We start from the raw sequence: 12020 nt of genomic DNA, 5'->3' as shown, positions 1-12020 counted from the left end.
ATGCAGGGTCGGTATGACCCTCTTTGGACGTGGTCCGTTGTACCCTGCATGGTACTTATGACCACCACTGCCATCCACCTGCTGTTACTGACCGACCTGGTCGCCGACCTGCCCGTGGCCGTGCGCCTGCAACGCCTCGTCGGCAGCCTGCGCGCGCACTTCGGCTGCGAAGCCGTGGCCTTGCTCAAGCTCGATGGCGAACACTTGCGCCCCGTGGCAATGGCCGGCCTGGCCAGCGACGCGCTGGGACGCCGCTTCGCCGTTGCCGACCACCCGCGCCTGGCCGCCATCCTGCAGCGGCGCGGCGTGCTGTGCTTCCATCACGACAGCTCCCTGCCCGATCCCTACGATGGCCTGATCGCCGAGCGGGCCGGCGAGCCGCTGCCCGTGCACGACTGCATGGGCATGGCGCTGGACCTGGAAGGCGAACGCTGGGGCGTGATCACGCTCGACGCGCTGCAGGTCGGTACCTTCGATACGCAGGCGCAGCGCGACCTGGGCGAACTGGCCTGCGCCATCGAGGCGGCCGTGCGCGTGACGCGCCTGGAGACGGAAATCCGCGCCCTGCGCCTGTCGGGCGGCGCCATGCTGGCCGATGCACAGGCGCCGCGCGAGGAACATGACTTCGTCGGCCAGAGCAGCGCCATCACGCACTTGCTGCACGAATTGCAGGTGGTGGCCGATTCGGAACTGCCCGTGCTGCTGCTGGGAGAAACGGGCGTGGGCAAGGAACTGTGCGCGCACCGCCTGCACCGGCTGTCGCGCCGCGCCGGCAAGCCCCTGATCCACGTCAATTGCGCGGCCTTGCCCGAGTCCCTGGCCGAAAGCGAATTGTTCGGCCATGTACGCGGCGCGTTTTCCGGCGCCGTCAGCGACCGGCCCGGACGCTTCGAGGCGGCCGAAGGGGGCACCCTGTTTCTCGATGAAGTGGGGGAATTGCCATTGTCGATACAGGCCAAGCTGCTGCGCACCTTGCAAAATGGCGAAATCCAGCGCCTGGGCGCGGACCGGCCGCGCAGGGTCAACGTGCGCGTGATCGCCGCCACCAACCGCAGCCTGCGCGAGCATGTGCGCGACGGTTCGTTCCGCGCCGACCTGTATCACCGTCTATCCGTGTATCCCGTGCCAATTCCGCCGCTGCGCGAGCGGGGCAATGACGTGCTGCTGCTTGCCGGTGGCTTCCTGGAACTGAACCGCGCGCGCCTGGGCTTGCGCAGCCTGCGCCTGTCCGCTGCGGCGGAAAACGCCTTGTGCCATTACCGCTGGCCCGGCAATGTGCGCGAACTGGAACATGTGATCAGCCGGGCCGCGCTGAAAGCGGTGATCCGCGGCGCGGACCGCAAAGAGATAGTAACGCTGGAAACGGATATGCTCGACCTCGATGCGCTGGAAGCGCCGGCCGGCGCGGACGCGCTGCCACCAATGGCAGCCGCATGTGGAGCGCCGGCGGCGCCGCTGCTATCGATGCATCAGATCGTGGAAGCGAGCCAGCGCCAGGCCATCCGCCAAGCGCTGGTGCTACATCAAGATAACTGGGCCGCCGCGGCACGGCAATTGGGACTCGACGCCAGCAATCTGCATAAGCTGGCGCGCCGGGTGGGGCTGAAGGCCTGAGCCGAACTCAGCGGTGGATCACCAGGGTGGTCGGCAGGCTGTGCAGGTAGGCGGCCAGGTCCTTGATGTCCTGGTTGCTCAGCGGTTTTACCTGGCCCGTCATGATGGCGTTGTTGCGGCCGTTGGGCTTGTCGCCCCGTTTATACGCGGTCAGGGCGTGTTCCAGATAATCCTTGTGCTGGCCCGCCAGCTTCGGGTACGACGGGTCGATGGGTGAACCGTAATCCTTGCCGTGGCAGGTGGCGCAGCTGTATTTTTCGGCCAGGGCTTTACCTGTATTGATATTGCCGGCGGCGCTGGCGCCAAACGAGACGGTGGCGCAAACGAGGGCGGCGAGTAATTTTTTCATCTGGCTGGTCCTCAGTTCGGCTTGGCTTGTTGCGCATAATACGCGGCGACATCGGCGATATCCTGGTCCGACAGGCTGCTGGCGATACCCTTCATGCTGGGGTGCTTGCGGTCGCCTTTCTTGTAGGCTTGCAGCGCATTCTCGATATATTTTGCCGGCTGGCCGCCGATCATCGGCACCTGGAATACTTCGGGGAAGGTCGCCTTGTAACCGGGGATGCCGTGGCAGCCGATACACATTTCCACCTTGGCAGGGGCTGCCTTGGCGTTTCCTACAATGTCAGCCGCTGTGACGGCATTTGCTATGCCGGCAAGCACGAGAAGTGCAAATATTTTTTTCATAGTGGCAATGTGAACAAAGGTAATCGGAGAAACGCCAGAGCTGGTTTTTATTGATTTTATGTATTGACAATTAAGGTTGACAATTAATCTGCTGCTTGCCGATTCTAGCCAAGATATTCTTGCAAGTCCACCTATAAAACCCGCATTGTAGGCAGGCAGGCACAGGCCGTCTGCGTGGCGGTGCGCCACAATTCTGTTTATACTCACCATTTCCCTACTTTGGCAGACCGCTCATGCAAGCACAGCACACCCAGCAAGGCCAACGCTTCGAAGGTTCCGACAGCTATGTCGCCACCGCCGACCTGAAACTGGCCGTGAATGCGGCGCTGACCCTGCAACGCCCGCTGCTGATCAAGGGCGAACCGGGCACGGGCAAGACCATGCTGGCCGAGGAAGTAGCCGCCGCGCTGAACATGCCGCTGATGCAATGGCATATCAAATCGACCACCAAGGCGCAGCAGGGCCTGTACGAATATGATGCCGTCTCACGCCTGCGCGATTCGCAGCTGGGCGACGAGCGCGTGCGCGACATCCAGAACTACATCGTCAAGGGCGTGCTGTGGCAGGCCTTCACGGCGCCCGAACCGGTGGTGCTGCTGATCGATGAAATCGACAAGGCCGACATCGAATTCCCGAACGACCTGCTGCGCGAACTGGACCGCATGGAATTCTATGTCTACGAAACGCGCGAAATGGTCACGGCGCGCCACCGTCCGCTCGTCATCATCACCTCGAACAACGAAAAGGAATTGCCGGACGCCTTTTTGCGCCGCTGCTTCTTCCACTACATCAAATTCCCGGACAAGGACACGATGGAGCAGATCGTCGCCGTCCACTACCCGCACCTGAAACAGGAATTGCTGGCGCAGGCGCTGCAAACCTTCTATGAAGTGCGCGACGTGCCGGGCCTGAAGAAAAAACCGTCGACGTCGGAATTCCTCGACTGGCTCAAGCTCCTGCTGGCCGAAGACATCCCGGTCGAAGCGCTGCGCAGCAAGGACAACAAGGCCGTCGTGCCGCCGCTGCACGGCGCGCTGCTGAAAAACGAGCAGGACGTGCACCTGTTCGAGCGCCTGATGTTCATGTCGCGCACCAACCGTTAAGGAGCGCCGGTGAACGACATCAGCCCCGACAAGGTCTTCGTCCCCCTGGAATTGCACGGCATCCGCCTCGAAGCGCTGGCGCCGCACCATGCGGCTGGCTTGCGCGCGGCGGCCATGGATGGCGAACTGTGGAACCTGCGCGTCACCTCCGTGCCCGAGCCGGACCAGGTGGATCAGTACATTTTCAAGGGCATCGAGATGCGCCCTTCGCGCTTCGCCTTTGCCGTCATCGATGTAGCCAGCGGCGAGGTGCTCGGCACCACCAGCTACCACGACGTGGTGCCGGAGATCAAACGCCTGGAAATCGGCTACACCTGGTACGCCAAGCGCTGCCAGCGCAGCCACGTCAACACCACCTGCAAATTGCTGCTTTTGGCGCACGCCTTCGACACGCTCGGCTGCGCGCTGGTGGGCCTGCGCACCGATAATTTCAATCACGCCTCGCAGGCGGCCATCGAACGTCTGGGCGCAAAAAAGGACGGCGTGCTGCGTCACCATGCGCTGCGCCGCGACGGCACCGTGCGCGACACCGTCATGTACAGCATCGCGCGCGGCGAGTGGCCGGAGATTGCCGCCCATCTGCGCTACAAGCTGGCGCAGCGCCCCATCGCCGCACTGCCCCGCGCGGGAGAGTCCGCGCCATGCTGATCGACTTCTTCTTCACGCTCAAGGATGCGAAGATTCCCGTCTCGATCAAGGAATTTCTGACCTTGCTTGAAGCGCTGCAAAAGAACGTCATCGGCGCCTCGATGGACGATTTTTACTATCTGGCGCGCCTGACCCTGGTCAAGGATGAAGCCCATTTCGACAAGTTCGACCGCGCGTTTGCGCAGTACTTCAAGGGCGTCAACGCGGCCTTCGACACGAACGCGGCGATTCCCCTCGACTGGCTGTTGAAACGCATGCAGCGCGAGCTGTCCGAGGAACAGAAGGCGCAACTGGAAAAGTTCGGCTACGACAAGCTGATGGACCGCCTCAATGAACTGCTGAAGGAACAGAAGGAGCGCCACGAAGGCGGCAGCAAGTGGATCGGCACGGGCGGCACCTCGCCATTCGGCAATGGCGGTACGAACCCGGAAGGCATCCGCATCGGCGGCAAGGGCGGCAACCGCACGGCCGTCAAGGTATGGGAAGCGCGCAGCTACAAGGATTATGACGGCGAGCGCGAACTGGGCACGCGTAATATCAAGGTGGCCTTGCGCCGCCTGCGCAAGTTCGCGCGCGAAGGCGCGGAAGACGAACTGGCGCTGGACGCCACCATCGCCGCGACAGCGAACAATGCGGGCTACCTCGACATCAGGATGCGGCCCGAACGCAAGAACCGCATCAAGGTGCTGATGTTGTTTGACGTGGGCGGCAGCATGGACGACCATATCGAGCGCACCGAAGAACTGTTTTCGGCGGCGAAGACGGAATTCAAGAACATGGAGTTCTTTTACTTCCATAACTGCGTCTACGACTACCTGTGGAAGAACAACCGGCGCCGCAACGCCGAGCGTTTTCCCACCTGGGACGTGCTGCGCAAATACCCGCCCGACACCAAGCTGATTTTTGTCGGTGACGCCACCATGAGTCCCTACGAAATCCTGCAGCCGGGCGGCAGCGTCGAATACAACAACGAGGAAGCGGGATCGACGTGGCTGGCGCGCTTTACCCAGGCGTTCCCGAAATTCATCTGGCTCAATCCCGAATCGGAAGGCTTGTGGCAGTACCGCCAGTCGATCGGCGTGATGCGGCAGTTGATGAACAACCGTATGTTCCCCCTGTCGATCGACGGGCTGGAACGGGGCATGCGTCTGCTCAGTAAATAAAAACGCGCAACAAAAAGTCCATGGCGGCAGGGGGCCGCCATGCCGTACACTGCGACACGGCACTACCGTGCGGAGCATCTCCGCTGCGGGCGGGTACCATACGCTGATACCAGCCCTGCCCAACCTGCTGCATCCTGTGCGCGGCCGCCATGGCCGCGACACTGTTCGATTGCGCACATCGTGCGCGCCTTCTGCTCCGGTAGAATCGGCGCATCGCTCTGCGCAAACCATGCACCACCGCTGCACCACGACATTGCCGCGCCAGCCCCCGTGCTGCCGGCCGGTGCCAGCGCCATTTTCAAAGGAATGAGCATGCAAAGTCTGATCTCGATCGCCGCCGACCTGTCCTGGCCGTTCGCCATCACCCTGGCCTGGGTGGTGGGCGAATTCGGCCACCGCTGGACTGGCCTGCCGCGCATCAGTTTTTACGGCGTGATCGGTTTCGTCCTCGCGCAGACGCAGGTGGGCATCCTGCCGCAGACGGACGCCGGCCCCATGCTGGTGCTGGCCGACGTGGCCTTCGGCCTGATCCTGTTCGAAGTCGGCTACCGCATCAACCTGCGCTGGCTGAAGAACAATCCGTGGATCGCCGTCACAGGCTTGGTCGAATCCTTGCTGACCTTTGCCGTCGTCTACTTCATCGGCATCGAATTCGGCAGCACCTCGATGACGGCGCTGCTGCTGGCATCGCTCGCCATGTCCACTTCGCCGGCCACCATCATGCGCGTCATCAACGAGGAACGCAGCTCGGGCCAGGTCACGGAACGCATCGTCCACCTCACCGCATTGAATTGCGTGCTGGCCGTCTTCACGTTCAACATCATCGTCGGCTTCTGGATGTTCCAGAGTTCCACCGACCTGATTGAGGCAAGCAGCAGCAGCGCCGCCGTGCTGGCCGCTTCCGTGGCCGCCGGCACCGTCTTCGGCATCGTCGTGCCGGCCATGCTGCGCCGACTGGGCAACATGGCGCAGGATGCCACCGTGGCCTTCGCGCTGTCTGTGATGCTGCTCGTCGCCCTGACCTACACCACCAGCCTGTCGCCGCTCCTGGCCACGCTCACCTTCGGCCTGGTCGCGCGCCACCGCAGGGTCGCCTTCAGCCAGGCGCAGCGCAATTTCGGCGCGCTGGGCGAGCTGCTGACGGTGCTGCTGTTCGTGTATGCCGCCTCGACCCTGGAATGGGCCAGCGTGGCGGCCGGCGCGGGCCTGGCCCTGGCCGTCGTCGGCGGACGATTGCTGACGAAGGTCGTCGGCGTGGCCGCGTTTTCGCATGTGAGCGGCATTTCCTGGCGCAAGGGCGTGCTGACGGGCGTGGCGCTGACGCCCGTCTCCGTCTTCATCATCCTGCTGCTGGAACACGCGCGCCAGCATGGCGTGAACTTCGGCGATGAATTGAACGCCCTGGCCGCCATCACCCTGGGCCTGGAACTGGTCGGCCCCGTGCTGGTGCAGCGCGTGCTGATGCTGGCCAAAGAAACCCACGAAATCAAGGAGCGCTAAATGCCGCTGGAACCCTTTGGCCAATCGGCCGCGCTGACCTTCGGCGTCGAACTCGAACTGCAGCTGGTAAACCTGTCGGACTATGATTTGACGGCCGCCAGCCCCGACCTGCTGCATCTGCTGAACAAGAAACCGTTCCCCGGCAACGTCACGCCGGAAATCACCGAGAGCATGATCGAGATTAACTCGAGCGTGCACACGCATCACGGCCCGCTGCTGGCGCAGTTGCAGGAAATCCGCGACACCTTGATCACGGCCGGCGACAAGCTCAATATCGGCATCGCGGGCGGCGGCACGCACCCGTTCCAGCAATGGTCGTCGCAAAAGATCTTTTCCAAGCCCCGCTTCCAGGAGATTTCGGAACTGTACGGCTACCTGGCCAAGCAGTTCACCATCTTCGGCCAGCACGTGCACATCGGCTGCGCCTCGGGCGACGACGCCATGTTCCTGCTGCATTCGCTGAACCGCTACATCCCCCACTTCATCGCCCTGTCGGCGTCCTCGCCCTACGTGCAGGGACGCGACACCCTGTTCGACTCGGCGCGCCTGAACTCCGTGTTCGCGTTTCCCATGAGCGGGCGCGCGCCGTTCACCTTGAGCTGGGACCAGTTCTCCAACGAGTATTTCGCCAAGATGGAGAACACGGGCATCATCAAGAGCATGAAGGATTTTTACTGGGATATCCGTCCCAAGCCGGAATTCGGCACCATCGAACTGCGCGTGTGCGACACGCCGCTGACGGTGGAACGGGCCGCCGCGCTGGCCGCCTACCTGCAGGCCCTGTGCCGCTACCTGCTCGAACGCCGCGAAACCCCGCCGGTGGAAGACGATTATCTCGTGTATAACTACAACCGCTTCCAGGCTTGCCGCTTCGGCCTCGACGGCGCCATCACGCATCCGAAAACCTACGAGACGATGTCGCTGCGCGAAGACATCATGACCACCCTGCGCAAGATGGAACCGCACGCCGAGGCGCTGGGCAGCACGCCGGCCCTGAAACACCTGTCGGACGTGGCCAAGCAATGGAGCGACGCACAATACCTGCGCAAGCAGCGCAATGTGCAGGGCAGCGCCGAGGGGATGGTCGATTCGGCCATCAGATGTTTTCGTGGTGAACCCATGAACTATTGAGGATGCCTGGCCAAACCTACTGCGCGTCGGCATAGGCGGCCTGCGATGCTCACCGTACTTATAGTACGGTTGCGCTTCTCGACCGCCTCGCCCTTTCGCTCGCGACGGTTTTGCCAGTCATCGTGACTTTTACCCCAACAACGCAAACCCAAAAAAACCACACCCCATCTCCCCGTCATTTACATCCACCTCCCCCGCTTGTTACAATAAGTGAGAATGATTCTTATTATTGTTTAAAAATACCAGTCCACCCGGACCGGCCATGCAAGGGGAACGCGATGCCGCTGGCAGAGCCGCTACAACGCCAGGACATCGCGACACTGTATGCCGACCACCATGGCTGGCTGCAGGGCTGGCTGCGCAAGAAGCTGGGCAGCACGGCGTGCGCGGCCGATGTGGCGCATGACACCTTCGTGCGCCTGCTCGACCGCGAAGACGCCGTCGCCGCGCGCGAGCCGCGTGCCTTGCTCGCCACCGTCGCGCAGCGTGTGCTGTTCAACCATTACCGCCGTCAGAAACTGGAACAGGCTTACCTCGACGTGCTGGCGCAACTGCCGCCCCGGCATGCGCCATCGCCCGAGGAACGGGCGCTGCTGCTGGCCACCGTGTTTGAACTCGACCGCATGCTCGACGGCTTGCCGCCTCCCGTGAAACGGGCTTTTTTGCTACGCCAGCTCGACGAACTGCCGCAGGAAGACATCGCGCGCCAGCTCGGCATCTCGCTGGCGACAGTCAAACGCCATTTGCAGCGGGCCGGCAGCGCCACGCAGGCGTGGCAGCAGCTGCAAACGCAGCATGAACACCTGCCGCCCGCCATGCACGCGACCCTGCTGCGCGCCTGCGTGCAGGCGAATGCGCCGCGCCGCCACGCCGTCAAGACGCTGGCACTGCTGCTGGCCTGCGGCGCCTCGCTGTATGCGTTTGAGCGCCGCAGCCCATGGCGCGGCTGGATGGCCGACTATCGCACGGCTGTCAACCAGCGCCGCGTGGTCACCCTGGCCGACGGCACGCAACTCACGCTCAACACCAGCAGCGCCGTGAATATCGTTTACGACGGCGCGCAGCGCCGCATCGAACTGCTGGCCGGGGAAATCTTCATCGCCACCGGCAAGGATGGTGAGCAGCGCCCCTTCTTCGTCGGCACGCCGCACGGCAGCCTGCAGGCGCTGGGTACGCGCTTCACCGTGCGCCTGCACGAAGGCTATGCCAGCGCCGGCGTGCTCGAAGGCGCCGTCGCCGTGCTGGCCGATGATGGCGCCCAGCGCCTGGTGCTGCGTCCCGGCGAAGGCGCCCATTTCGACGGCACCGGCTTGCACCGCCAGGCGCTGGCGCCGTATGGCGGCGCGTGGCTCAATGGCATGCTGGTGGCGCGCGACATGCGCCTGGCCGATTTCCTCGCCGAGCTGTCGCGCTACAGCGACCATCCGCTGGGCTGCGCGCCCGCCATCGCCGGCTTGCGCGTGTCCGGTTCCTACCCGCTGGCCGATGTCGGCGCCATCCTCGATGCCGTCAGCGCCAGCCTGCAACTGCGGCGCAATACCGTCACGCGCTTCTGGGGCCATCAGGTGGTGCGCATCGAACTGGCGGCCCACTGAAAAATATTTTCTGCAAAGTGAGCTGTTTCGCCGTGCTCGCGTGACTTGGAAGATAGGCAGTCTCCATCTTGCGCATCCACGAAAGGTTTTATTCCATGCACCACGCTTCGCGTTCCCTCCTCACCCGCACCGTCCTGGCCTGCGCCCTGTCGCAGATCGGCATGGTCCTGGCCCTGCCGGCATTCGCCCAGGCGCAAAGCCAGCAAGTGCGCGTCTACAGCATTCCGGCCGGCGCGCTGGGCGACGTGCTGACGCGCTTCGGCAGCGACAGCGCCATTTTATTGTCGTTCTCCAGCGACACCACGCAGGGCTTGCGCAGCGCCGGCCTGCAAGGCCGCTATGGCGTGCACGATGGTTTCCGCGTGCTGCTGGCCGGCAGCGGCCTGCAAGCCGTGCCGCAATCGAACGGCGGCTACCTGCTGCAAAAAATTCCCGCCAGCGGCGGCACACCTTCGGCGGACAGCCGCGGCGTGGCCGTCATGGGCGGCGTCACCGTGGTGGCGACGGCCGAGCGCAGCGCCGCCACCAGCGGCACGGGCAGCTATACGGGCGGCCCCGCCAACGGCGCCACGGGCCTGGCCTTGACGCAGCGTGAAACGCCGCAGTCGCTGACCATCGTCACGCGCCAGCAGATGGATGACCAGAACAGCAGCGCCGTCTCCGACGTCATGAAAAACGTCAATGGCGTGAGCGTGCAAAACTACGACAGCGATCGCTGGAGCTTCCAGGCGCGCGGCTTTGCCGTCACCAATTTCCAGTACGACGGCGTGTCGGCCATCTATGACGGCGTCTACGACTGGGGCACGACGAACAGTGACATGGCCATCTACGACCGCATCGAAGTGCTGAAAGGCGCGACGGGCCTGATGAGCGGTTCGGGCGACCCGTCGGCCACCGTCAACATGGTGCGCAAGCGCCCCACCGCCAGCTTCGAAGGTTCGGCCACCCTGGGCGCGGGATCGTGGGATAACTACCGCGGCGAAGCCGATGTCTCCGGCCCCCTCAATGAAAACCGCTCGGTGCGCGGCCGCCTGGTGGGCGCCTACCAGGACAAACACTCCTACCTGGACCGCTACAAGCAGCAGAAATCGGTCGCCTACGGCATCATCGAGGCGGACCTGACACCCGTCACTCTGCTGACGGCCGGCTTCACGCACCAGGATTACAAACCGCGCGGCTCCACCTGGACGGGCTTTCCCCTGATGTTTTCCGACGGCACGCGCACGAACTTTCCCACCTCGTGGAATCCTGCCACCGACTGGAGCCGCCGCGACATGCAGAACACCACCCTATTCACGTCGCTGGAACACAGCTTCGCCAACGCGTGGAAAGTGAAATTGAGCGCCAACCAGTTGCGCAGCAAGCATGACAGCGTGTTGAGCTCGGTCAGCGGCGGCTATCCTGACCCCGTCACAGGGGAAGGCGCCAGCTTCTACATGGGCAAATACGCGGGCGACCGCCGCCAGACTACCTTCAACGTGGACGCCAGCGGCCCGTTTACCCTGTTCGGTCGCCAGCATGAAGCCATGCTGGGTTATTCTTCATCGACGGCCAAGCAGGACGGCCCCGTCTACAAATCGGTCTATCCGCCCCTGGACGGCAGCTACTTCGACTGGCGCGGCCAGTATGCGGAGCCGGCGTTCGAACACCAGGGCAACGACAACGACAGCACGCGCCAGAGCGGCCTGTATGGCGCCGTGCGCCTGCGCCCGAGCGATGCACTATCGGTAATCGTCGGCACGCGGATCAGCAACTACAAGATGGACCAGAAGCGCAGCTTATTCGACAATGCCACGCCCAGCCATACGCGCATGGACGAAAGCGGCGTCATCACGCCGTATGCGGGCATCGTGTATGACCTCGACAAGACCTATTCCGTGTTCGGCAGCTACACGAGCATCTTTGCGCCGCAAAGCAGCCGCGACGTGAAGCGCAACTTCCTCGCACCCGTGCGCGGCAAGGGTGTGGAAGCGGGTGTGAAGGCAGAGTATCTCGATGGCAAGGTCAATGCCAGCGCGTCCCTGTTCCATATCCGTCAAAGCAATGTGGCCAGTTCCGTGGGTGAAGTCAACGGCGAAGTAGCGTATACAGCCATCGATGGCGTCACCAGCCGCGGCGTGGAAATGGAAGTGACGGGCGAGGTGCTGAAGGATGTGAAACTGAGCGCCGGCTACACGTATGCACATGTGCGCGACAAGGATGGCAAGGCAGTGTTCGCAGAAACGATGAAAACCACGCAGCCGGCCCACCTGGCAAGAATGCAAGGCAGCTGGCGCCTGCCGGCCAGCCTGGACAAAGTGACGGTGGGCGGCGGCCTGACCTGGCAAAGCAGTTTCCACGGCGAGGTCTGGAATCCTGCCGTCAACGACAATGCGCGCCTGAAGCAGGGCAGCTATGCATTGGTCAACCTGCTGGGCCGCTATGACATCAGCAAGAACGTCACGGCCAGCCTGAACGTCAACAACCTGATGAACAAAAAATACCTGACGGGTCTGGGCCTGTTCGGAACAGGTTTTTATGGCGAACCGCGCAATGTGATGTTCACCGTGCGCACGAAGTTTTAACGCGAAGTTCCA

10 protein-coding genes and 1 pseudogene are annotated in these 12020 nt (G+C 63.1%); 9 read left to right on the top strand and 2 right to left on the bottom strand.

Going from position 1 to position 12020, the window contains the following annotated elements:
• Positions 1 to 57: 57 nt before the first annotated feature.
• Positions 58 to 1614: a nitric oxide reductase transcriptional regulator NorR gene (gene norR / locus CSQ93_RS02125; protein ID WP_099376507.1), complete on the top strand. Its 1557-nt coding sequence runs from the start codon at positions 58 to 60 to the stop codon at positions 1612 to 1614.
• 7 nt (positions 1615 to 1621) lie between these two features.
• Here the strand turns inward: norR and CSQ93_RS02120 are convergent, their stop codons facing one another.
• Together CSQ93_RS02120 and CSQ93_RS02115 are read right to left on the bottom strand one after the other, a co-directional pair.
• Positions 1622 to 1963 carry a c-type cytochrome gene (locus CSQ93_RS02120; RefSeq protein WP_099376506.1) on the bottom strand — a complete coding sequence of 114 codons (342 nt, stop codon included), beginning with the start codon at positions 1961 to 1963 and terminating at the stop codon, positions 1622 to 1624.
• Positions 1964 to 1974: 11 nt separating this feature from the next.
• Positions 1975 to 2304: a c-type cytochrome gene (locus tag CSQ93_RS02115; RefSeq protein WP_046684254.1), complete on the bottom strand. Its 330-nt coding sequence runs from the start codon at positions 2302 to 2304 to the stop codon at positions 1975 to 1977.
• Between the two features lie 233 nt (positions 2305 to 2537).
• Here CSQ93_RS02115 and CSQ93_RS02110 point away from each other — a divergent pair, with 233 nt between their 5' ends.
• The 8 genes and pseudogenes from CSQ93_RS02110 to CSQ93_RS02080 all read left to right on the top strand — a co-directional run bounded on the left by CSQ93_RS02110 (position 2538) and on the right by CSQ93_RS02080 (position 12008).
• Positions 2538 to 3407, top strand: a complete 870-nt coding sequence (locus CSQ93_RS02110) for an AAA family ATPase (RefSeq protein WP_099376505.1) — start codon at positions 2538 to 2540, stop codon at positions 3405 to 3407.
• 9 nt (positions 3408 to 3416) lie between these two features.
• Positions 3417 to 4055: a GNAT family N-acetyltransferase gene (locus CSQ93_RS02105; protein ID WP_099376504.1), complete on the top strand. Its 639-nt coding sequence runs from the start codon at positions 3417 to 3419 to the stop codon at positions 4053 to 4055.
• On the top strand, positions 4049 to 5218 hold the full coding sequence (locus CSQ93_RS02100) for a vWA domain-containing protein (protein WP_099376503.1): 1170 nt from the start codon (positions 4049 to 4051) through the stop codon (positions 5216 to 5218). Before CSQ93_RS02105 ends, CSQ93_RS02100 begins: the two co-directional genes overlap by 7 nt.
• Positions 5219 to 5530: 312 nt before the next feature.
• Positions 5531 to 6718, top strand: a complete 1188-nt coding sequence (locus CSQ93_RS02095; protein WP_034780723.1) for a cation:proton antiporter — start codon at positions 5531 to 5533, stop codon at positions 6716 to 6718.
• A complete protein-coding gene (locus CSQ93_RS02090) occupies positions 6719 to 7849 on the top strand; it encodes a YbdK family carboxylate-amine ligase (RefSeq protein WP_099376502.1) in 1131 nt (376 codons plus the stop codon). It abuts the gene before it with no gap.
• 278 nt (positions 7850 to 8127) lie between these two features.
• A pseudogene (locus CSQ93_RS29295) lies at positions 8128 to 8610 on the top strand (sigma-70 family RNA polymerase sigma factor); the annotation flags it as partial.
• A 54-nt stretch (positions 8611 to 8664) separates the two neighbouring features.
• Positions 8665 to 9444, top strand: coding sequence for a FecR family protein (locus CSQ93_RS29290; protein WP_322426427.1), 780 nt, complete (start codon positions 8665 to 8667; stop codon positions 9442 to 9444).
• A gap of 95 nt (positions 9445 to 9539) precedes the next feature.
• Positions 9540 to 12008 carry a TonB-dependent siderophore receptor gene (locus CSQ93_RS02080; protein ID WP_158301080.1) on the top strand — a complete coding sequence of 823 codons (2469 nt, stop codon included), beginning with the start codon at positions 9540 to 9542 and terminating at the stop codon, positions 12006 to 12008.
• Positions 12009 to 12020 lie beyond the last annotated feature (12 nt).

It is taken from the genome of Janthinobacterium sp. BJB426 (assembly GCF_002735705.1).
Classification (GTDB): Bacteria; Pseudomonadota; Gammaproteobacteria; order Burkholderiales; family Burkholderiaceae_D; genus Janthinobacterium.
The sequence above is the reverse complement of the archived record's forward strand: the minus strand, read 5'-3'. Positions and strand labels throughout refer to the sequence as shown.